Source organism: Micromonospora echinofusca, from assembly GCF_900091445.1.
GTDB classification, from domain to species: Bacteria; Actinomycetota; Actinomycetes; order Mycobacteriales; family Micromonosporaceae; genus Micromonospora; species Micromonospora echinofusca.
The window spans coordinates 1,423,562-1,445,181 of record NZ_LT607733.1 but is presented as its reverse complement, the minus strand read 5'-3'; the positions used below and the strand labels follow the sequence as shown (position 1 = coordinate 1,445,181).

Below are 21,620 nucleotides of genomic sequence, written 5' to 3'. Positions count from 1 at the left end.
ACATAGACTCCCTGCCGATGGACACACAGGTCGCCGACACGTTGCTGGGCTCGCTGATCGACGGGCGCTACCGCATCCGCGGTCGCGTGGCGCGTGGCGGCATGGCGACCGTGTACACCGCCACCGACGAGCGCCTCGAGCGCACCGTGGCGGTCAAGATCATTCACCCGTCCCAGGCCCCGGACGCGCAGACCCGGGCAGCGGGCTTCGTGGCGCGGTTCACCGACGAGGCGAAGACCATCGCCCGGCTGACCCACCCCAACGTCGTCGCGGTCTACGACCAGGGCACCCACTCCGGCCTGCCCTACCTCGTGATGGAGTACGTCCGCGGTCGCACCCTGCGCGACGTGCTCGCCGAGCGACGCCGGCTCAACCCCGACGAGGCGCTGGCCATCGCCGAGCAGATGCTCGCCGCGATCGCCGCCGCGCACCGGGCGGGGCTGGTGCACCGCGACGTGAAGCCGGAGAACGTGCTGGTCGCCGAGGCTCCCACCGGCGGCGTGGCCAACCTGATCGACAGCGTGGTCAAGGTCGCCGACTTCGGGCTGGCCCGGGCGGTCGAGGCGAGCGCCGAGGAGGACGGCAACCAGCTGATGGCCACGGTCGCGTACGTGGCCCCGGAGCTGGTCACCGACGGGCACGCCGACCCCCGCACCGACGTCTACTCCGCCGGCATCGTGCTGTTCGAGATGCTCACGGGCCGGGTGCCCTACGACGGGGACCGCCCGGTCGACGTCGCCTGGCAGCACGTCGACAAGGACGTCCCGGCACCGTCGACCCTGGTGCCCGGCCTGCCCAAGGCGCTCGACGAACTGGTCGCCCGGGCGACCCGGCGTGATCCGGGCGCCCGGCCGACGGACGCCGGCGCGCTGCTGGCCGAGGTGCAGGCGGTCCGCGACGACCTGGGCGACGCGAACACGCGTACCGCCGTGCTGCGCCGGGTGTCCGACGAGCCGGTGGCCGGGCCGACCATGATGGTCGCGGCGGTCCGGCCGGCCGAACGGCCCGCCTGGGCCCGGCTGCCCGAGGGCGGCGGCCCCCGGGCGGGCCGTCGCCGGGCCGAGCCCGAGGAGGGCGAGAGCCTGTGGTCGCGGCTGTCCGCGCTGCGCACCCGGGTCATGGGCGACCCGCGCGGCCGCACGGCGGCCATCGCCGCAGCGGTGGTGCTGGTCCTGGTGGCCGCCGTCGGCGGCTGGTGGTTCGCGGCCGGGCGCTACACGGAGGCGCCGCAGCTGGTGGCGATGACCAAGGCCGAGGCGGAGGCGCAGGCCGCCCGCGCCGGGATCGTCCTGAGCTACGCCGAACCGCGCCACGACGAGAAGGTCCCGAAGGACGCCGTCCTGGCGCAGGACCCGGTCTCGGCCACCCGGATCGTCAAGGGCGGCACCGTCACGCTGACCCTCTCGCTGGGCCCGGAGCGGTTCCCGGTGCCCGACGTGGTGGGCAAGGAGTTCGAGCTCGCCGAGGCCGACCTGCTCGACGTCAAGTTGGTGGTGGCGAAGGGCGCCGCCCGCTACGACGACAACCTGCCCGCGGGCGTGGTGATCGACACCAACCCGAAGGCCGGCACCGAGGTGAAGCCGGGCGACAAGGTCACCGTCGTCCTGAGCAAGGGCAGGGCGCCGATCTCGGTGCCCAACCTGGTCGGCAAGAGCCTGGGCGAGGCGCGTACGATCCTCGCCCAACTGGGCCTGGAGCTGGTGGAGCCGCCCACCTACAAGGACTCCGACAAGCCCCGCGACGAGATCCTCGGGCAGAGCCCGGCGGACGGCACCGGGGTGGAGCGGGGGGCCAAGGTCAAGCTGGAGCTGAGCAAGGGCCCGCCGCTGGTCGCCGTGCCCCGGGTCATCGACCTGCCCTGCCAGCAGGCCAAGCAGCTGTTGGAGAGCCAGGGCTTCCCGGTGGCGATCCAGTTCAACCCGAACGGCATCACCCGGTTCCAGAACCCGCCGGAGAACACGCAGGTGCCGCCGGGCACCCCGGTCACCCTCGGGTGCATGTAGCGATGCCGGCACACCACCGGCTGGTCGGCTCGCACACCCCCACCTCGGGGGGTCTGGCGAAGGCCGCTCTGCCGTACGTCGACGCGACCGGCTCGCAGGTCGTGCAGGTCTACGTGTCGAACTCGCGCGGCTGGGCGCTGCCGGCCGGCGACCCGGCCCAGGACGTCGCGTTCCGCGACGGCTGCGGCGAGCGGGGCGTACCCGTCTTCATCCACGCGTCGCTGCTGGTCAACCTCGGCTCCCCCACCGCCGAGACGGTCGAGCGGTCGGCCGGGACGCTCGCCCACGCGCTGCGCCGGGGCCGGGCGATCGGCGCCGAGGGCGTGGTCTTCCACGCCGGCAGCGCGGTCGACGAGGGCTACGCCGAGGCCGCGATGCGGCAGGTGCGCGAAACCCTGCTGCCGCTGCTCGACGAGGCGGCGGCAACGGACGGCCCGCGGCTGCTGGTCGAGCCGAGCGCGGGCGGCGGCCGCTCGCTCGCCTCCCGGGTGGAGCAGCTCGGGCCCTACCTCGACGCGGTGGAGCGGCACCCCTGGCTCGGGGTCTGCTTCGACACCTGCCACGCCTGGGCCGCCGGGCACGACCTGGCCGCCGAGGGCGGCATGACCGCGACGCTGGACACGCTCGTGGCGACGGTCGGGGCCGACCGCCTGCGGCTGGTGCACGCCAACGACTCGAAGGACCTGTGCGGCTCGACCCGGGACCGGCACGAGAACATCGGCAAGGGCACCATCGGCGAGCCGGCGTTCGCCGAGCTGATGGCGCACCCGGCCACCGCCGGCGTCCCGATCGTGGTCGAGACGCCGACGGAGAAGCACGTCGGCCACGCCGCGGACATCGCCACCCTGAAGCGCCTGCACCCCTGACGCGGGGCCGGCAAGACGGTCAGCCCCGCAGGCGGGTGGGCGGCATGCCCACCCGCGCCTGAGCCGTACCGGGGAGGGCCGTGCTGCCCCGGTCAGCCCCGCAGGACGCGGGTGAGGACCTCGATGGCGCGGTCGATGCCGGCGTCGTCGACGCCCAGATGGGTGACCAGGCGGGCCGTGCGGGGACCGAGCACCGAGACCAGGACGCCCTCGGCGCGCGCGGCGGCGGCCAGGGCGTGCGCGTCCATCGACGCCTTGGTCAGGTCCAGCGGCACCAGGTTGGTCCGCACGGTCGTGGCCAGCACCCCGAACGGGGCGATCGCCTCGGCCAGCCGGGCCGCCTTCGCGTGGTCGTCGGCGAGCCGTTCGACGTGGTGGGCGAGTGCGTACCGGCCGGCGGCGGCCAGGATGCCCGCCTGCCGCATCCCGCCGCCCATCCGCTTGCGGACGAACCGGGCCCGCTCGATCTTGTCGGCGCTGCCGACGACCAGCGAGCCGACGGGCGCGCCGAGCCCCTTGGAGAGGCAGACCGACAGCGTGTCGAAGAGGGCGCCGTACTCGGCCAGCGGCACGCCGTCGGCGACGTGCGCGTGCCAGATCCGGGCGCCGTCGCAGTGCAGCGCGACCTGCGCGTCGTCGGCGATCCGGCGCAGCTCGCGCAGGGTGGCCAGCGGGATCACCCCGCCGCCGCCCCGGTTGTGGGTCTGCTCGACGGCGATCGCCCGGGTGGGCACCGCCCAGTAGCCGTCCGGGCGGACCATCGCGGCGACCGCGTCCGGGTCGACGTCCGCGCCGACCGCCGGCCAGGTCCGCGAGGAGATGCCGCCGTACGCCGCGGCGGCCCCGATCTCGTACGTCACCACGTGCGCGTCGGCGTCGCAGAGCAGCTCGTTGCCCGGCGGCACCACCAGTTGCAGGGCGATCTGGTTGGCCATCGACCCGCTCGGGGCGAACAGCGCCGCCTCGTGCCCGAACAGCGCGGCGACCTCCGCCTCCAGCGCGTTGACGGTCGGGTCCTCGCCGTAGACGTCGTCGCCGACGTCGGCGCCCGCCATCGCCTCCCGCATCCCCGGCGTGGGCCGGGTGACGGTGTCCGAACGAAGATCGACAAACGCGTCAGCCACGGCCACTCCCGCGTCAGCCACGGAGCATCTCCGCCACGAGGAACGCCAGCTCCAGCGACTGCTGGGTGTTCAGTCGCGGGTCGCAGGCGGTCTCGTACCGGCCGGGCAGGTCGAGGTCCTCGATGCCCTGGGCACCGCCGAGGCACTCGGTGACGTCCTCACCGGTCAGCTCGACGTGCAGGCCGCCGGGGTGGGTCTCCAGGCCCCGGTGCACCTCGAAGTAGCCGAGCACCTCGTCGACGATGCGGTCGAAGTGCCGGGTCTTGTAGCCGTTGGACGACTCGTGCGTGTTGCCGTGCATCGGGTCGCACTGCCAGACGACCTTGGCGCCGGCGGCGGTCACCTTCGCCACGATCGGCGGCAGGGCGTCGCGGACCCGGTGGTTGCCCATTCGGCTGATCAGGGTGAGCCGGCCGGGGACGTTCTCCGGGTTGAGCTTCTCGCAGAGCTCGATCGCCTCGTCCGGGGTCGTCGTCGGGCCGAGCTTCACGCCGATCGGGTTGGCGATGCGGGAGATGAAGTCGATGTGCGCCCCGTCGATCTGCCGGGTGCGCTCGCCGATCCAGAGGAAGTGCCCCGACAGCCCGTACGCCCGGCGGTCGGAGACCCGGGTCAGCGCCCGGTCGTACTCCAGGGCGAGGGCCTCGTGCGAGCAGTAGAGGGTGACGGTGCGCAGCGCCTCGTCGTCGGTCATCCCGCAGGCCCGGATGAAGGCCAGCGCCCGGTCGATCTCGCGGGCGATCGCCTCGTAGCGCTCGCCGGCCGGGGAGTTCTTGACGAAGCCCTTGTTCCAGTCGTGCACCGCGTGCAGGTCGGCCAGCCCGCCGGCCAGGTACGCGCGGAGCATGTTCATCGCGGCGGCCGAGTTCGCGTACGCCCGGATCATGCGCTGCGGGTCGGCGGCCCGGGCCTCCGGCGTCGCCTCCAGCGAGTTGATCATGTCGCCGCGGTAGGCGGGCAGGCCGCGCGCGTCGGTCGGCAGCGACCGGGGCTTGGTGTACTGCCCGGCGACCCGCGCCACCTTGACCACCGGCAGCGAGGCGCCGTAGGTGAGCACGATCGCCATCTGGAGCAGGGTGCGGGCGTTGGCCAGCAGGTGGCTCTCGGTGTTGTCGACGAAGGTTTCCGCGCAGTCGCCGCCCTGGAGCAGGAACGCCTTGCCCTCGCACACCAGCGCCAGCCGCTGCCGCAGCTGGTCGACCTCGTAGGGCGCCACCACCGAGGGCACGGTGTCGAGCACCTTGCAGACCTCGGCGACGCCGGCCGGGTCCGGCCAGGGCGGGGTCTGCGCGCGCGGCAGCTCCCGCCAGCGGTCGAGGCCGAGGGCCGCGTCCTCGGCGGAGTCGACGGTCGGACGGCTGGTCTGCAGCCCAGGGCTGCCCACCGCGGGATGGCTCAGCTGATGCCACTCATGGCCCATGACATTAAGCGTACGGCGACCGCGCACGCGGCCTGTCGCCGAGGGGGATGGTTCCGGCAGGTGAGAGCCGGCTCACCCCGACACGGGCGAGGCGGGGGCGGCCGGGGAGGCGGCGTTGCCGCCCGGCGCCTCGGCGGCGATGCACCAGTCGGCGCCGTCGCGGGTGACCGTGAACAGCAGCGGCCGGGTGATCGTGCGGGAGCCGGCGGCGACCGAGACCGACGTGCTCACCTCCTGGCCCCGGGGGCCCGAGCGGATGTCGGTGATCTCGGCCCGCGGCACGGTGAAGTGGTCGGCGAAGTCGCCGTTGGGGCCGGTCGCGGCGGCGTCGAAGCTCTCCTGGAGGGCCGCGCAGAGCTGGCTGCGCCCGGCCGCCACGTCCTTGGCGGTCATCGCGTCGAGGTAGGCCTGCACCCGCTCCCGCGACTTCGCGGTGGCCTCCTCGGCCGGGGCGCGCCCGGGCCTGGTCGCCGGGTCCTCCTCCTCGCCGATGCCGCAGCCGAGCAGTGCGAGGGGCAGGATCCCGAGCAGTACGACGCCCGCCGCCAGCCTTCCGCGCCTCGCGCGCATCGCCACCTCCGTCGCCGTGGGCATCGAGCCCGTTGCGCGGCGAGTCTGTCACATCGACACACGTGCCCCGACGCCGCCGCGCCAGGAACCGGGCGATCCGGGCACCGACCGCGCACGGCGGCGGGGAGGGACCGGTGCGTGGTCCCTCCCCGCCGTGTGGGTGGTGCGTCGGCCCTCGGCTCAGCCGAGACCGCCCTTGATGGCGCCGATCAGCTCGCCGTTGCCGGTGTCACCGGAGAGCTCCCAGAAGAACGCGCCACCGAGGCCCTGGTTCTTCGCGTACGTCATCTTGCCGTTGATCGTGGCGGGGGTGTCGTAGCTCCACCAGTTGCTGCCGCACTTGGCGTACGCCGTGCCGGCGATGGTCCCGGTGGCCGGGCAGGTGTTCTTGAGGACCTTGTAGTCCTCGATGCCCTGCTCGTAGGTGCCCGGCGCCGGGCCGGTGGCGGTGCCACCCGGCGCGGTCTGGGTCACCCCGGTCCACCCCCGGCCGTAGAAGCCGATGCCGAGCAGCAGCTTGTCCGACGGGATGCCCTTGCTCTTGAGCTTCTGGATCGCCGCGTCCGACCAGAAGCCCTGCTGCGGGATGCCGGCGTACGAGGTGAGCGGGGAGTGCGGGGCGGTGGGGCCCTGCGCGTTGAAGGCGCCGAAGTAGTCGTACGTCATCGGCATGATCCAGTTGAGGTGCGGCGCGGCGCCGGCGTAGTCGGTGGCGTCGATCTTGCCGCCGTTGCTGCCGTCGGCCGTGATCGCGGCGGTGACCAGCGCGGAGGAGCCGAACTTCGAGCGCAGCGCGCTGACCACGTTCTTGAAGGCGTTCGGGCCGCTGCTGTCACAGGTGAGCCCGCAGGCGTTCGGGTACTCCCAGTCGACGTCGATGCCGTCGAAGACGTCCGCCCAGCGCGGGTCCTCGACCAGGTTGTGGCAGCTCTCGGCGAACGCGGCCGGGTTCTGCGCGGCCTGGGTGAAGCCGCCGGACCAGGTCCAGCCGCCGAAGGACCAGATCACCTTCAGGTTCGGGTACATCTTCTTGAGCTTGCGCAGCTGGTTGAAGCTGCCGCGCAGCGGCTGGTCCCAGGTGTCGGCGACACCGTCGACGCTGTCCGCCGCGGTGTAGGCCTTCTCGTAGTCGGCGTAGCTGTCACCGATGGTGCAGCGGCCGCCGGTGGTGTTGCCGAAGGCGTACAGGATGTGGGTCAGCTTGGCGGCCGAGCCGCTGGTGTGGATGTTCTTCACGTGGTAGTTGCGGGCGTAGACGCCCCACTGCGCGAAGTAGCCGACGACCTTCTTGCCGCCCGGGCCCGGCGGCGGGGTGGTGGGCGGGGGCGTGGTCGGCGGCGCGGTGGTGGGCGGCGCCGTGGTCGGCGGGGTGGTGGTCGGCGGCGCGGTGGTGGGGGGCGGGGTGCCGCCGCCGCACGGCGCGCCGTTGATCGTGCAGTTCAGCGGCGCCTTGTACGCGCCGGTGCCGTTGTAGCCCCAGCTGAACGAGGCGCCCGCCGCGATCGGGCCGGCCCAGCTCTTCTTCACCGCGACGTAGTGGTCGCCGGTACGCGTGACGTCGGCGTCCCAGGAGCTGCTGATGCTGGTGCCCGACGGCAGGTCGAACTCGATGCGCCAGGTGCTCACCGGGGCGCTCGTCCCGTTGGTGACGGTCACCCGCGTCTCGTGACCGGTCCCCCAGTCCTGCGCCTTGGCGAAACCGGCGGTCACGCTGCCGGCGCCGAACGCACTGGCCATCGGGACCGTGGCGGCGGTCACCGCCATCACGGCGCCGACCCAGAGGGCCCGGCGGAGCGATCTCTTCATGCGGCGTCTCCCTAAACAGTTAGGAAACTTTCCAAATTGATGGTGAGACGCTACTCACGTCGTCATCGCTTCGTCAAGATGTGCATCTATCGATTTCCACTGGGAGCGTGACCAGCCCTCCCAGCGGGCGCCGACCGGCGACTGGCGGTAGCCGGGCGGTGGCCCGGCGCCCATCCGGGGCGACGCGTAGCCTCGGGCCCATGACCGTCTTCGACATCCCGATCGACGCCCTGACCGGCGGCCCGGCCGACCTCGCGCAGTACCGCGGGCGCGCACTGCTGGTGGTCAACGTCGCCTCCCGCTGCGGCCTCACCCCGCAGTACGCCGGACTCCAGGCACTGCACGACGAGTACGCCGACCGCGGCCTGGTGGTGCTCGGCGTGCCCTGCAACCAGTTCGCCGGCCAGGAGCCGGGCAGCGCCGCCGAGATCAGCGACTTCTGCCAGGCCAACTACGGGGTGAGCTTCCCGCTGACGGAGAAGGTCGACGTCAACGGCCCCGGCCGCCACCCGCTCTACGCGGCGCTGGTGGGCACGGCCGACGCCGACGGCCACAGCGGCGACGTGCGGTGGAACTTCGAGAAGTTCCTCGTCGCCCCGGACGGCACGGTGGCGGCCCGCTTCGCGCCGACCGTCGAGCCCGGCGCGGCCGAACTGCGCGCCGCGATCGAGAAGGCGCTGCCGGCTGCGACCTGAGGGCCAGCCCGCCTCGACCGGCTGGCCCAGGGCGACCGCGCCGCCGCCGTGCCACCGGGTGCCGGCCGGACTACGATCGGCGACACCTGGGATGGTCCGGGCGGAGGGGGGCGGGATGTTCTTCGCGGTGCAGGAGTCGCCCGCCGCACCGGGCCGGATCCCGCCCGAGCACCACGTCAGCATCCAGGGCCCGCTCGACGCCGGGCGGGTGGTGCTCGACGCCGCCGTGCCCGACGACGTGCTGCGCGACCACGGCCGGCTGCGGCACCTTCCGCCGGCTCCCGAGCACCTCGACGGCCCGGGGCGGCACCGATTCGCGCTGGAGCACCTGCTCGCCCGGATCGACGGGGCGACGCCCTACATCCGGGTGTCGCCCGAGGACCTGCCGCCGTTCGTCTGGCCGCTCTTCGCGGCGGCCAGACCTGTGGTGTTCGTCTGGACCGACCCCGCGACCGGCGACCGCGTCGAGCGGGTGGTGGTGGCGGTCCGGCGCATTGTCGACCAACCGGGTGGGGAATACCGTCGCCGCGAGCGGAGTTGGGAACCGGCATGACAACTGTGGGACTGATCGGCAGTGGACACATCGGCGGCACGGTGGCGCGGCTGGCGGTGGCCGCCGGCTACGACGTGGTGCTGAGCAACTCGCGCGGCCCGGAGACCCTCAAGGACCTCGTCGAGGAGCTGGGCCCCCGCGCGCGGGCGGCCACGGCCCGGGAGGCCGCGGAGGCCGGCGACCTGGTGGTCGTCACCATTCCGCTGAAGGCGTACCGGGACGTGCCCGTCGAGCCGCTCGCCGGCAAGCTCGTGCTCGACACCAACAACTACTACCCGCAGCGGGACGGACAGATCTCCGAGCTCGACTCGGGCTCCACCACCAGCAGCGAACTGCTCCAGCGGCACCTGCCGCAGTCGCGGGTGGTCAAGGTGTTCAACAACATCTTCTTCAAGCACCTGCACACGCTGGCCCGGCCGACCGGCGCCGCCGACCGCAGCGCGCTGCCCATCGCCGGCGACGACGCGGGCGCGAAGGCGGAGGCCACGGCCTTCCTGGACCGGCTCGGCTACGACGCCGTCGACGCCGGCACGCTCGCCGAGAGCTGGCGCTACCAGCCGGACACCCCGGCGTACGGGACGATCTACTCCGCCGACCCGGCGGACTGGGAGCGCGAGGCGCCGGCCGACGCCGCCAAGGTGCGCGCCGCGCTGACCGAAGCCACCCGCTGAACCCCCGTCCCGGCGGCCACCGCGCGGCACGGTCGCGCCGCGGCTGACCGGGCGCCGGGAACGCGGGCCCGCCGGGCCGACCGGGCGCGGGCCCGGCCGGTCGCCTCACGGACGGTGCGACCGGCCGGGCCGGGCTAGGCTGCGACCGTGCGGCTCACCACCGTGGACGACATCAGCACGGCCGAGCGGCGCATCGCGGGACGGGTCGTACGCACCCCGTTGCTGTCCTGCCGCCGCCTCGGCGACCCGCTGCGGCTCGACCTCGCCGTCAAGGCGGAGAACCTCCAGCACACCGGCAGCTTCAAGGTGCGGGGCGCGCTCAACGCGCTGCTCGCCCGCGTCGAACGGCAGGGGGCACCCGCCGGGCTGACCGCCTTCTCCGCCGGCAACCACGCGGCGGCGGTGGCCTTCGCCGGCCGCGCCTTCGGTCTGCCGACCGTCGTCTGCATGCCGCCGCACGCGGTGCCGACCAAGGTCGAGACGGTCCGCCGGTACGGCGGCGAGGTCGTCCTCACCGACGACCTCGTGGGGACCTGCCAGGCGCTCGCGGCGGAGCGCGGCTACCACCTCCTGCACCCGTTCGACGACCCGGACGTCATCGCCGGTCAGGCCACCGTCGGCAGGGAGATCCTGGCCGACGGCCCGCCGCCGGAGCTGGTCCTCGTGCCGGTGGGCGGCGGCGGGCTGATCAGCGGGGTGGCGTCGGCCCTACGGGCGGCCGCCCCGGGCACGCGCGTCGTCGGCGTCGAGCCGGTCACCGCCAACGCCCTCGGCCACGCGCTGCGCACCGGAGGCGACGCCCTCGCGGCGCGACCCGTGTCGATCGCCGACGGGCTGGCGGCCCCGTTCGCCGGGCGGCACACGCTGGCGCACGCCCGCGCGCTGGTGGACGAGATGGTCGAGGTGTCCGAGGAGGACATCCGGGCCGCCTGGTGGGAGCTGCTGGACGCCACGAAGCTCCTGGTCGAGCCGTCCGCCGCCGTCACGCTCGCCGCGTTGCGGGCCGGCCTGGTCGACGCCGGGCCGGGCACCCGTACCGTGCTGGTGCTCAGCGGCGGCAACGTCTCCCCGGCCACGCTCGCGTCCCTGGCCTGAGCGCCGCCGCCGCGTCAGACCGGGCGGCGGCCGGCGAAGCCGCACTCCATCCGGTGGTACCAGCGCACGTCGCTGTCCCCCTCCAGCCAGCACCAGAGCACCGGCCGGCCGTCGCGCTCGCCGGGAAAGTCGAGCAGCACCGGCGCGATGCCCTTGACCTGGATGTCGTGCGAATGCAGCTCCTCGACGAGGGCGTGCAGCCGCGCCTCCAGGCCCTTCACCTCGGCGAGTCCGCCGAGCGGGCTGGCGCCCCGGTCGGCCAGGTCGACGCGCAGCTCGGCCAGGTCGGCCCGCAGCCGGATCAGCTCGTCGACGCGGGGGCGCAGGGTGGCGATCAGGTGGCGGGCCTGGGCGAGGGTGAACACGGGGCCAGTATGGGGCACCCGACGCTCCGGGCGTGCCCGGTCCGACACCGGCACGGCCGTCCCGCCACGGCTCCGGACGGCACCGACTTTGTAGCTAACCTTCCTTGACGGGGCATCCACGTGTAGCTAAGTTTCGACCAAACCGACGGGAGGGGCGACATGGAGCGTAGGAAGTTCCTGGCCGGAGCGGGTGCGGTGACCGTGGGCGCGGTCGCGGCGACGGCCCCCGGCGCGGCCGGTCACGCCGCGCCCGGCATCCGCCACGTGGAGACCGGGCTCGACGTGCTCGTACGCTCCGACTTCGCCGACCTCGCCGGCCAGCGGGTGGGTGTGATCTCGAACCCCACCGGCGTGGACTCGGACTACCGGCACCTGGTCGACCTGATGCACGCCTCCGGCTCGGTGCGGCTGGCCGCCGCGTTCGGCCCCGAGCACGGCTTCCGCGGCTCGGCGCAGGCCGGCGGCAGCGAGGGCACCGGCGTCGACGCCCGCACCGGGATCACCGTCTACGACGCGTACGGGGCCTCGCTGGCCAAGTGGGAGTCCATGTTCACCCAGGCCGGCGTCGACACCGTCGTCTTCGACATCCAGGACGTCGGCGCCCGCTTCTACACGTACATCTGGACGATGTACACCTCGATGATGGCCGCGGCCCGCGTCGGCAAGCGCTACGTGGTGCTGGACCGGCCGAACCCGGTCGGCGGGCGGGCCTACGGGCCGATGATGACCGCCGGCTACACCTCCGGGGTGGGCCTGAAGGAGATCGTCCAGCAGCACGGCATGACCGTCGGCGAGCTGGCCCGGTTCTTCAACGCCGAGTTCCTGCCCGCCGCGGCCGGCCGCAAGGTCGACCTGCACGTCGTGGAGTGCCGGCACTGGAAGCGCGACAAGCTGGCCGCCGACACTGACCTGCCCTGGGTGCTGCCCAGCCCGAACATGCCCACCACGGACACCGCGCTGGTCTACCCGGGCACCGGTCTGTTCGAGGGCGTCGCGTCGCTCACCGAGGGCCGGGGCACCTGCAAGCCGTTCGAGCTGATCGGCGGGCTGGCCGACGACTTCGACTACCACTGGTCCGACCGGCTCAACGCCCGCGAGCTGCCCGGCGTCGAGTTCCGCGAGGCGTACTTCACGCCGACGTCCGCCGGGCAGAAGCCCGCGCTGCTCAACAAGCTCTGCGCGGGGGTCGAGGTCAAGGTCGTCGATCGGGCGACGTACGACCCGATCCGCACGGCGGTCGCGATGCTGGTGGAGGCGCACAAGTACGAGGCGTTCGCGTGGCGGCGCGACTCGTGGGACGCCGTGCGGCCGTACTGGATCGACAAGCTGACCGGGTCACCTCGCCTGCGCACGATGATCGACGCGGGCGCCGACGTGGACGACGTGGTGGGCGCCTGGGCCGACGAGCTGGCGGACTTCAACCGTCGACGCGAGCCCCACCTGCTCTACCGGTGATCTCGCCGGCCAGGACGCCGACCCGGGCGAGAGGATCGGCCGGGTCGGCATCGTCTTCAGTGGTGGGGCCCGGCGCCACCGATCGCGGCCACGTCCTCGCGGGGAAGAGTCAGTCGGCCTGGGCCGCCAGTTCGCGGGCGCGGTCGCGGGCCGCTTCCAGCGCGGCGAGCAGCGCCGCGCGTACGCCGTGCTTCTCCAGCTCGCGCACGGCGGAGATGGTGGTGCCGGCGGGCGAGGTGACCGCCTCGCGCAGCTTCACCGGGTGCTCGCCGGAGTCGCGCAGCATCACCGCCGAGCCGATCGCGGTCTGCACGATCAGCTCGTGCGCGACCTGCCGGGGCAGGCCGAGCAGGATGCCGGCGTCGATCATCGCCTCGACGAGCAGGTAGAAGTACGCGGGCCCGGAGCCGGAGAGAGCGGTGACGGCGTCCTGCTGCGACTCGGGCACCCGGACGGTCGACCCGAGCGGCTTGAACATCTCCTCGGCCAGCGCCAGGTGCGCCCCGGTGGCGTGCGCGCCGGCGGAGATCGCGGTCATGGCCTCATCGACCAGGGCCGGGGTGTTGGTCATCACCCGCACCACGGGCGTGCCCTCGGGCAGCCGGCGGTTGAAGAAGCTGGTCGGCAGGCCGGCGCAGAGCGAGATGACCAGCTTGTCGGCGGGCACCTTCGGCCCGATCTCGTCCAGCAGCGTCGCCGCGTCCTGCGGCTTGACGGAGACGGCGAGCACCTCCGCCTCGTCCACCGCCGTCAGGTTGTCCACCACCCGGACCCCGTAGCGGGCGGTCAGCTCCTCGGCGCGGGCGGGCCGGCGGGCGGTGGCCAGCAGCCGGTCCACGGGCCAGCCCGAGCGCAGCAGCCCGGAGAGCATCAACTCGCCGATCTTGCCGGCCCCGATGACCGCGACCGTGTGCACCGTACCCGCCATCGCCGTCGTACCCCCTCGCCGTGAGCCGGCGTCGCGACGGGCTGGACGGCCCGCCGCGACGCCGCGGATGGATCAGCTGCCGAAGAAGACCTCGGCCTCGGCGTACCGCTCCAGCGGCACGGTCTTCAGCTCGCGGGTGGCGTCGGCCAGCGGAACGCGGACGATGTCCGTGCTCTGCATGGCGACCATCTTGCCCCAGTCGCCCTCGTGGACGGCGTCGATCGCCTGGAGGCCGAGCCGGGTGGCGAGCACCCGGTCGAAGGCGCTCGGGGTGCCGCCGCGCTGGATGTGCCCCAGCACGACGGTGCGGGCCTCCTTGCCGGTCTTGGCCTCCAGCTGCTCGGCGAGCCACTGGCCGATGCCGCCGAGGCGGACGTGGCCGAACGCGTCGAGCTCCTGGTTGTGCAGGACCATCTGGCCGTCGAGCGGCTGGGCGCCCTCGGCGACCACGACGATCGGGGCGTACTGGTGCTGGAAGCGCTTCTCGACGTAGCCGGCGACCTGCTCGACGTCGAACTGCCGCTCCGGCAGCAGGATCACGTTGGCGCCGCCGGCCAGGCCGGCGTGCAGGGCGATCCAGCCGGCGTGCCGGCCCATCACCTCGACGACCAGGGTGCGGTGGTGGCTCTCGGCGGTGGTGTGCAGCCGGTCGATCGCCTCCATCGCGATGTTGACGGCGGTGTCGAAGCCGAAGGTGTAGTCGGTGGCGCCGAGGTCGTTGTCGATCGTCTTCGGCACGCCGATCACGTGCACCCCGAGCTCGTGCAGCTTGGTGGCCACACCGAGGGTGTCCTCGCCGCCGATCGCGATGAGCGCGTCCACGCCCTGCGCGGCGAGGTTGTCCTTGATCCGCTCGACGCCGTTCTCGATCTTGAAGGGGTTGGTCCGGGACGAACCGAGGATGGTGCCGCCGCGCGGCAGGATGCCGCGGACCTCCGCGATGCCCAGGGGGCGGGACAGGCCCTCCAACGGACCCTTCCAGCCATCCCGGAAACCCACGAACTCGTGGCCGTAGCTGGCGACGCCCTTGCGGACCACCGCCCGGATGACCGCGTTGAGACCTGGGCAGTCGCCGCCGCCGGTGAGCACGCCGATACGCATGATCGCTCATCCTCCTGGAGCATCAGGTGAAGCCCGATTTGCCCCAGGATATGTGTCGGATCAGACCATCGGCGCCGTTGCCGGCCCGGGGCGGGCCGTCAGTGCGCACTGTAGTCGCCGCGGGCGTGCGCCGACACCGCGCCCCGGGCCGGTCCCACCGGCCGGTCGGCCTACCGGTCAGTAGCTGACCTCGTGGTTCTCCCCCGCCTTCGGCGGCTTGCCGGTCACCGCGGCCTTGGCGTACCCGAACAGGTTGACCATCGTGCTCGACGGAGAGTCCCAGTACTCCGCGGAGCCGGCGTGCACCCTGATCAGGGTGAGCCCGGGCGTCTCCAGCCCGTCCGGGAACCACGCCTTGAGCACCGGACTCCACAGCTCCTCGGCCTTCGCCCGGTCGTAGCCCTCCCGGGCCGTGCCCGCGACCGACACCCAGGCGTTGCGCCGGGAGTCGGAGAAGGAGACGTTGACCTCGGGGTTCACGCGGATCTGCCGGACCTTGGCGGAGTCGGCGTACGCGAAGAACCACAGGTCGCCGTCGAACTCCGCCTCCTGGAGTCCCATCGGGCGGCTCACCAGCCGGCCGTCCACGGCACTCGTGGTCAGCATGCAGATGCGGGCCTCGCGGACCAGTTCGGTGACCCGACGCCGGGCCTCGTCGGCGCTGGTCGGTTCGTTGCTCATGGGGCTCTCCCTCACATCGGCTCGACGTCGCACCGGTGCCCGGGACAGAACCGACCAAACCTACGAACCGGTCATCGCCCGCCACCGGGCCAGGTTGTGCCGGGCGTCGACCAGGGCGTCGTGCCGCGCCGCGTCGGCGTCCGGCAGCGGCGGCCGGCCCCGGTCGTCCCAGAGCTGACGCAGGTCCTTGGTGAACCGGGGGATCTCCCGGGGCAGCGCCGGCATGGCGCCCCACAACTGCGCCAGGGCCACGTGGTCGTACGCGGCGTACCAGGCCCACAGCTCCAACTGCTCGCCCGGGCGGTCGCGGACCGGCTCGACGAGGAAGTCGTACAGCTCGTCGCGGATGCGCTCGCGCGAGCGCCAGGCGCGGTTGGCCGGGGAGGGCAGCTTGTCGAGCACGTTGCGGCGCACCCAGGGCACGGCCCGCGAGTCGTCGAACTCGGTCGAGACGGCGTAGAACTCGCGGCCGTACTCGTCGACGACGCCGATCGACACCAGGTCGACGAGCCGGCCGTCCTCGATGAACTCGCAGTCGTAGAAATAGCGGTAGACCATCACCGGCCATCCTCGCCCACGCCCGTCACGCCCGGCCCACCGGGGCGGGCGGGACCGCCGCTCCGGCGGTGCCGACGTCCGCCGCCAGGCCGGTCGCCGCAGCTCGGGAGTGTCACGGAAGTGCTTCGAGGGGTGTACAGCAAGCGACGGGAGCGTCATGATCTGATGTGTACCGCTACCGGACGCCGAACCGGTGTCAGTTCACCTCGTCGAGGGCCTTCAGGTTCACCCGGTGAGCGAGTTGTGGTCCTTGACCGGGGAGGGGTTGGGCCGTGGAGATGCGCCTACCGGAGCCGGGCGACGCGCTCACGGGTGTGGAGATGTTCGCCGGGCTGGAGCCGGAGGTCCGCCAGCGGGTGATCGCCGCAGCGGTGCCCCGCACGTACCGCAAGGGTCAGCTGCTCTTCGTCGAGAACGACCCCGGCGAGTCCCTCATCGTCCTGCGCCGGGGCGCGGTCGCGGTCTTCCGCACCGCGCCGACCGGCGAGCGCGCGGTGCTGTCGGTCATCCGTCCGCCGGACGTGCTGGGCGAGGTCTCCCTGCTCGACGCCTCCACCCGGTCCGCCTCGGCCGAGGCGATCGAGGACTGCCAGGCGCTCGCGCTGTCCCGGGGCGCCTTCATGGAGCTGGTGCACTCCAACCCGCGCATCCTCGACGCGGTGATGCGCTCGCTCGGTGGGCTGATCCGCCGGCTGACCGAGCAGAACGCCGACCACGTCTTCCTGGACCTGCCCGGCCGGGTGGCCAAGACCCTGGTGCGGCTGGCCGGCGAGAGCCAGGCCCCGATGATCACCATCGAGCTCAACCAGAGCCAGCTCGCCGAGATGGCCGGCGGCTCGCGGCAGAGCGTCAACCAGGCCATCGGGTCGTTCGCCAACCGGGGTTGGCTGCGTACGGAGGGCCGGCGCATCGTGGTCACCGACGTGGCGGCGCTGCGGCGCCGCGCCGGCATGAGCGAGCGCTGAGGCGTACGCGGAAAAGGGCCGGAGCAGTCGCTCCGGCCCTTTTGCGCGCGTGGGGTGTCAGGGAGTGTTGCTGCCCGGGCCGACCCAGTTGGTGCTGCCCGGCCCGACCCACTCCGTGCCGTCCTTGCCACCGCCGGACTGCTCGCTGACGATGCCCTGCGCCTGGAGCGCGGCCAGCGTGGCGGCGTCCACGTCGACGGAGTCGCCGGCGAGGTGGCTCACCCCGTTGCCGTCGGTCCAGTCGCTCTGCAACATCACGTACACCATCGGGAATCCCCCTGTGGTCAATGGTCGACAATCAGCCGCCTGACTGTAACGGCAGGACCGGCCGGTGGACTGTCCACAAACCAACAGCCCGGTACCCGACAGCAGGGCGGACGGCGATACTGACACCACAACGGTGCCGATCCCGGCGCCGGCGGGACCGCCAGTGGAGGGTGTCATCGCCACGCAGTGTGACCGCTGTGGACGTACGGCCGCCGCGGGCGACCGCTTCTGCGGCGGCTGCGGCAACGAGCTGGGCGCGGTGTGTCCGCACTGCCTGCGCCCACTCGCCCGGGACGTGGCGTTCTGCACCTCCTGCGGCGCTGCCCGGCCGGGCAGCGAGCGGCAGGCGGCCCCGCAGGAGGACCGCCGCCGGGTCAGCGTGCTCTTCGTCGACCTCATCGACTTCACCCCGTACGTCGAGCGGGCCGACCCGGAGCTGGTCCGGGGCATGCAGACCGGGTTCTTCTCGGCCGCCCGCCGCGTCGTGGGCCAGTACGGCGGGGTGGTGGAGAAGTACATCGGCGACGCGGTGATGGCCCTGTTCGGCGCGCCCGTGGCCACCGAGACCGACGCGCTGCGCTGCGTGCGGGCCGGCCTGGAGCTGCAACGGGTGCTGACCCGCTTCGCCCCCACCGGCGCGGAGGCGCTGCGCTTCCGGGTCGGGGTGGCCACCGGCGAGGCGCTGGTCGACGTGGCCGCCGCCCGCGACGGCGGCCAGGCGATCGTGGCCGGCGACGTGGTCAACACGGCCTCCCGGATGCAGTCCGTCGCCCCGCCCGGCGGGGTGCTGGTCTGCGGCGTGACGCACGCCCTCACCCGGGACGCCATCCGCTATTCCGAGCAGCCGCCGGTGACCCTGCGCGGGCGGTCGACGACGACCGAGGTGTGGCTGGCCCTGTCGCCGGTACGCCGGCAGCCGACCGACCGGCAGCCGGACGTCACGCCGCTGATCGACCGCGAACACGAGCTGGGCATGCTGGTCAACGCCCTGCACCGGTCGTTGCGCGACCGGCGCCCGCAGGTGGTGACGGTCTTCGGCCGGGCCGGGCTGGGCAAGAGCCGGCTGGTCCGGGAGCTGTACCGGCACGTGGACCAGTTGGTCGACGAGCCGCTGACCTGGCGCATCGGGCGGTGCCCGCCGTTCGGCGAGAACGTGACGTTCGCGGCGCTGGCCGACATCGTCAAGTCCGAGGCCGGCATCCTGGACACCGACCCGGCGTCCAGCGCCGCCCAGCGGCTCGCCTCCGCCGTCGGCGAGCTGGTCGGCCCGGGCGAGCGGCAGCGCCTCGTCGACGCCCTGCGGCCGATGGTGGGCCTGCCGGGCACGCCGCTGCCGGCCGAGGAGACCGAGTCGGCGTGGCGGCGCTTCCTGCTGGCCCTCGCCGCCCGGCGACCGACCGTGCTGGTCTTCGAGGACCTGCACTGGGCCGACGACGCGATGCTGCGCTTCGTGGAGCTGCTCGGCACCGCCGCCCGGGACGTGCCGCTGCTGCTGCTCTGCACCGCCCGGCCCGAACTCGTCGACCGGGACCCGAGCTGGGCGGGGACGATCACCGGCTCGGTGACCATCACCCTGCCCCCGCTGCGCGACACGGGCATCGCGGCGCTCTACGCCCACATGTTCGGCCGGGCGGCCTTCTCCGCCGACATGCTCACCCCGCTGATCGAGGTGGCCGGCGGCAACCCGCTCTACGCCCACGAGTACGTGCGGATGCTGATCGAGCAGGGCGCGCTGCGCCAGTCCGGGCGGGGCTGGTCGCTGGAGAAGCACCTCGACCTGCCGATGCCGGAGAGCGTGCACGCCGTCATCGCCAACCGCATCGACCTGCTCGACGCCAAGGAACGCACGGTGCTGCTGACCGCCGCCGTGGTCGGCGTGCAGTTCTGGCCGGGGGCCGTGGCCGCCGCGCTCGGGCAGCCCGTCGAGTCGGTGGAACGCGCGCTGCGCCGGCTGGAGCAGCGCGACTTCGTGCACGAGCAGGCCGCCTCCACGATGGCCGGCCAACCGGAGTACCGGTTCCGGCACGTGCTGGTGCGCGACGTCTGCTACCAGCGGCTGCCGCGTACCGAGCGGGTGGCGCGGCACGAGCGGACGGCGCAGTGGCTGGACATGCTCTCGCAGAGCCGGGACACCGACCTGGCCGAGGTGCTGGCCCACCACCGCTGGGCGGCCCACGAGATCGCCCGCACGCTGGGCATGGAGATCGGCCGGTACGCCGGCCCCGCCCGGGCCGCGCTACACCGGGCGGCCCGCCGGGCGTACGCGCTGCACAGCCTCGACGTCGCGGCGAGCCACGCGGGCCGGGCGCTCGGGCTGGCCGACGACACCGACCCGGTCGGCCGGCTCCAGTTGGAGCTGCTCAGCACCGAGATCTCCTTCTACCGCGACGGCAACGGCTTCCTCTCCGGCGGCGGCCCCGAGCAGTTGCAGGCGCTCGCCGACCGGCTGCTGGCGCACGGCGACGACGCCTGCGCGGCGCGCGCCTGGACGCTGCTCGGTCAGGCCGCGTGGCTGCGCGCCGACCGGGCCGCCGCCCTGGCCTGCCTGGACCGGGCCGTGCAGCTGTTCGCCCCGCTGCCGGACAGCCCGCAGAAGGCGGACGCCTACGCCGAGCTGGGCCGGCTGCACATGCTGAACTACGAGCGGGATCCGGCGGTCGCCGCGGCCGAACGGGCGGCGGAGATCGGCGAGCGCCTGGGGCTGACCGAGACCCGCACCAACGCCCGGATCACCTCGGCCATCGCCCGCTACCAGGCGGGCGACCGGTCCGGCCTGGACGATCTGCACAACATCGTCGAGGTCAGCCGCGCCGGCCAGTTGATCGCCCTGCCCCGGGCCATGCAGAACCTCGCCTACGCCGTCTGCGAGGAGGGCGACTGGCTGCGCTCCGACGCCCTGCTCTCGTCGCTGCCGACGCGCAAGGCCAGCGGGCAGACGCTGACCACGAGCTACTCGGCCGAGGCCATGCGCGCCTGGTTCGAGGGCGACTTCGGCCGGCTGCTGGCCGCCGCCGAGGCGTTCGTGGACACCCCGACGGGCAGCTGGGACATGCAGGTCCGTGGCCTGCGCGCCTGCCTGCTGGTGCTGCGCGGCGATCGGGTGCCGCCGGCGCGCTCGCACTCCGACCACGACGCCGCCGCCACGTACAGCGACGACGTGGCGGCCGCGCTGGACGCCGCCCGCCGTGGGGGCTTCCACCGGCCGCACTGGACGATGCTGGGCATGGGCGCGCTCTGCCGGGCCCTTCAGGGGCGCCGTACGGAGGCGACGGCGCTGATCGACGAGCTGGCCGACTCCTGGTCGGCGGTGCCGGCCCTGGCCAGCGGGGAGTGGATCGCGGCGGCCGGCTTCGCGGCCAGCCTCGCCGGGCGGGACGCGGCGGTCCGGGTGCGCGGGATGCTGGACCGGGTGGGTCACCGTACGCCCTGGTCGGAGGCGGCGCGGCGGACGGTGACCGGCGCGTTGGCCGCGGCGGACGGCGACCACCGGCGGGCCGCGGAGCTGCACCTGGCCGGCGCCGAGATCTACGCCGGCATCCCGGACGTGACCGACCGGATGCTCGCGTTGACCTTCGCGACGGTGGAGCTGGAGCGGGCCGGCGAGTCGACGGCGGCCCGCCCGGAGCTGGCCGAGCTGCGCGCCTTCGCGCTGCGCAACGACGCCCCCGTCCTGCTGGACCTGGCCCGCCCTCCGGCGGCGCCCGCCGGCACGGCCGTGGCCTGCTGACGCCGGGGCTGGCGCACCGCGTCGAAGGTGGCACCGTCCGCGCCCGGCGCGGGCCGGTCAGACGGGGACCGGCTCGCGCGGGACGGGGTTGGCGGGCGGGCTCTTGGCCTTCTGGGCGTACATGTCGACGTACTCGCGGCCGGAGAGCTCCATCAGCTCGTACATGATCTCGTCGGTCACCGCGCGCTCGACGAACCGGTCGCCGGCCATTCCGGCGTAGCGGGAGAAGTCCAGCGGCGGGCCGAACCGGATCCGCACCCGGGCGATCTTGGGGATCAGCTTGCCGGGCGGCTGGATCTCGTCGGCGTTGAGCATCGCCGTCGGGACCACCGGGGCGCCGCTCTCCAGGGCCAGCCGGGCCACGCCGGTCTTGCCCCGGTAGAGCCGCCCGTCCGGCGAGCGGGTGCCCTCGGGGTAGATGCCGGCGATGCCCCCGCCGCGCAGCACCCGCAGCTGGGTGTCCAGCGCCGCGCGGGCCGCCCGGCCGCCCGAACGGTCGACCGGGATGGTGCCGGAGCCGACGAAGAACATCTTCGTCAGCCAGCCCTTGACGCCCTTGCCGGTGAAGTACTCGGCCTTGGCGATGAACGTCACCCGTCGCTTCACCACCAGCGGCGTGAAGATCGAGTCGGAGAACGACAGGTGGTTGCTGGCGAGGATCACCGGCCCGGTGTCGGGCACGTGGTGCAGCCCCTCGACCTGCGGGCGGAAGACCAGCCTCAGCAGCGGGCCGAGGAGTACGTACTTCATCAGCCAGTACAGCACCGGCG

Annotated in this window: 20 protein-coding genes; 9 read left to right on the top strand and 11 right to left on the bottom strand. The window is 73.5% G+C overall.

The window, feature by feature from the left end:
* Positions 1-17 precede the first annotated feature (17 nt).
* The gene (gene pknB, locus GA0070610_RS06685; protein WP_088999207.1) at positions 18-2,003 is read left to right on the top strand and encodes a Stk1 family PASTA domain-containing Ser/Thr kinase; all 1,986 of its coding nucleotides are present in this window, start codon (positions 18-20) and stop codon (positions 2,001-2,003) included.
* A gap of 2 nt (positions 2,004-2,005) precedes the next feature.
* Positions 2,006-2,869 (top strand): deoxyribonuclease IV, encoded by an 864-nt coding sequence (locus tag GA0070610_RS06680; RefSeq protein ID WP_088999206.1) that lies wholly within the window; start codon positions 2,006-2,008, stop codon positions 2,867-2,869.
* A 92-nt stretch (positions 2,870-2,961) separates the two neighbouring features.
* Here GA0070610_RS06680 and GA0070610_RS06675 read toward each other — a convergent pair whose 3' ends face one another.
* The 4 genes from GA0070610_RS06675 to GA0070610_RS06660 form a co-directional block, all read right to left on the bottom strand.
* On the bottom strand, positions 2,962-3,993 hold the full coding sequence (locus GA0070610_RS06675; RefSeq protein WP_089003325.1) for a threonine aldolase family protein: 1,032 nt from the start codon (positions 3,991-3,993) through the stop codon (positions 2,962-2,964).
* Between the two features lie 13 nt (positions 3,994-4,006).
* Positions 4,007-5,413 carry a class II 3-deoxy-7-phosphoheptulonate synthase gene (locus GA0070610_RS06670; RefSeq protein WP_088999205.1) on the bottom strand — a complete coding sequence of 469 codons (1,407 nt, stop codon included), beginning with the start codon at positions 5,411-5,413 and terminating at the stop codon, positions 4,007-4,009.
* A gap of 72 nt (positions 5,414-5,485) precedes the next feature.
* Complete coding sequence (locus tag GA0070610_RS06665) at positions 5,486-5,983, bottom strand: hypothetical protein (RefSeq protein ID WP_089003324.1); 498 nt, start codon at positions 5,981-5,983, stop codon at positions 5,486-5,488.
* A gap of 180 nt (positions 5,984-6,163) precedes the next feature.
* Positions 6,164-7,789, bottom strand: coding sequence for a glycosyl hydrolase family 18 protein (locus tag GA0070610_RS06660; protein ID WP_088999204.1), 1,626 nt, complete (start codon positions 7,787-7,789; stop codon positions 6,164-6,166).
* Between the two features lie 200 nt (positions 7,790-7,989).
* On the opposite strand from GA0070610_RS06660, the gene GA0070610_RS06655 reads away from it, so the two are divergent.
* From GA0070610_RS06655 to GA0070610_RS06640, 4 genes are all read left to right on the top strand, one after another.
* Positions 7,990-8,484, top strand: coding sequence for a glutathione peroxidase (locus GA0070610_RS06655; RefSeq protein WP_088999203.1), 495 nt, complete (start codon positions 7,990-7,992; stop codon positions 8,482-8,484).
* Between the two features lie 115 nt (positions 8,485-8,599).
* A complete protein-coding gene (locus GA0070610_RS06650) occupies positions 8,600-9,037 on the top strand; it encodes a hypothetical protein (protein WP_157747056.1) in 438 nt (145 codons plus the stop codon).
* Positions 9,034-9,708, top strand: a complete 675-nt coding sequence (locus tag GA0070610_RS06645; RefSeq protein ID WP_088999201.1) for an NADPH-dependent F420 reductase — start codon at positions 9,034-9,036, stop codon at positions 9,706-9,708. Before GA0070610_RS06650 ends, GA0070610_RS06645 begins: the two co-directional genes overlap by 4 nt.
* Before the next feature lie 147 nt (positions 9,709-9,855).
* On the top strand, positions 9,856-10,803 hold the full coding sequence (locus GA0070610_RS06640) for a threonine ammonia-lyase (RefSeq protein WP_088999200.1): 948 nt from the start codon (positions 9,856-9,858) through the stop codon (positions 10,801-10,803).
* A 14-nt stretch (positions 10,804-10,817) separates the two neighbouring features.
* Here the strand turns inward: GA0070610_RS06640 and GA0070610_RS06635 are convergent, their stop codons facing one another.
* The gene (locus GA0070610_RS06635; protein WP_088999199.1) at positions 10,818-11,168 is read right to left on the bottom strand and encodes a DUF2203 domain-containing protein; all 351 of its coding nucleotides are present in this window, start codon (positions 11,166-11,168) and stop codon (positions 10,818-10,820) included.
* 159 nt (positions 11,169-11,327) lie between these two features.
* Between GA0070610_RS06635 and GA0070610_RS06630 the strand changes: the two genes are divergently transcribed.
* Complete coding sequence (locus tag GA0070610_RS06630; protein WP_088999198.1) at positions 11,328-12,623, top strand: exo-beta-N-acetylmuramidase NamZ family protein; 1,296 nt, start codon at positions 11,328-11,330, stop codon at positions 12,621-12,623.
* A gap of 109 nt (positions 12,624-12,732) precedes the next feature.
* Here the strand turns inward: GA0070610_RS06630 and proC are convergent, their stop codons facing one another.
* The 4 genes from proC to GA0070610_RS06610 form a co-directional block, all read right to left on the bottom strand.
* Positions 12,733-13,551: a pyrroline-5-carboxylate reductase gene (gene proC, locus GA0070610_RS06625; RefSeq protein WP_088999197.1), complete on the bottom strand. Its 819-nt coding sequence runs from the start codon at positions 13,549-13,551 to the stop codon at positions 12,733-12,735.
* Between the two features lie 72 nt (positions 13,552-13,623).
* Positions 13,624-14,652, bottom strand: a complete 1,029-nt coding sequence (locus GA0070610_RS06620) for a 6-phosphofructokinase (protein WP_088999196.1) — start codon at positions 14,650-14,652, stop codon at positions 13,624-13,626.
* A gap of 177 nt (positions 14,653-14,829) precedes the next feature.
* Entirely contained in the window at positions 14,830-15,333 is a 504-nt protein-coding gene (locus tag GA0070610_RS06615; RefSeq protein ID WP_088999195.1) for a pyridoxamine 5'-phosphate oxidase family protein, read from the bottom strand.
* Between the two features lie 60 nt (positions 15,334-15,393).
* Entirely contained in the window at positions 15,394-15,891 is a 498-nt protein-coding gene (locus GA0070610_RS06610; RefSeq protein ID WP_089003323.1) for a polyadenylate-specific 3'-exoribonuclease AS, read from the bottom strand.
* 272 nt (positions 15,892-16,163) lie between these two features.
* On the opposite strand from GA0070610_RS06610, the gene GA0070610_RS06605 reads away from it, so the two are divergent.
* Positions 16,164-16,856 (top strand): Crp/Fnr family transcriptional regulator, encoded by a 693-nt coding sequence (locus tag GA0070610_RS06605; protein WP_088999194.1) that lies wholly within the window; start codon positions 16,164-16,166, stop codon positions 16,854-16,856.
* A gap of 57 nt (positions 16,857-16,913) precedes the next feature.
* Here the strand turns inward: GA0070610_RS06605 and GA0070610_RS06600 are convergent, their stop codons facing one another.
* Positions 16,914-17,123 carry a hypothetical protein gene (locus tag GA0070610_RS06600; RefSeq protein ID WP_088999193.1) on the bottom strand — a complete coding sequence of 70 codons (210 nt, stop codon included), beginning with the start codon at positions 17,121-17,123 and terminating at the stop codon, positions 16,914-16,916.
* A 163-nt stretch (positions 17,124-17,286) separates the two neighbouring features.
* Between GA0070610_RS06600 and GA0070610_RS06595 the strand changes: the two genes are divergently transcribed.
* On the top strand, positions 17,287-20,850 hold the full coding sequence (locus GA0070610_RS06595; protein ID WP_172896418.1) for an ATP-binding protein: 3,564 nt from the start codon (positions 17,287-17,289) through the stop codon (positions 20,848-20,850).
* A 57-nt stretch (positions 20,851-20,907) separates the two neighbouring features.
* Here the strand turns inward: GA0070610_RS06595 and GA0070610_RS06590 are convergent, their stop codons facing one another.
* Complete coding sequence (locus tag GA0070610_RS06590) at positions 20,908-21,615, bottom strand: lysophospholipid acyltransferase family protein (protein WP_088999192.1); 708 nt, start codon at positions 21,613-21,615, stop codon at positions 20,908-20,910.
* Positions 21,616-21,620 lie beyond the last annotated feature (5 nt).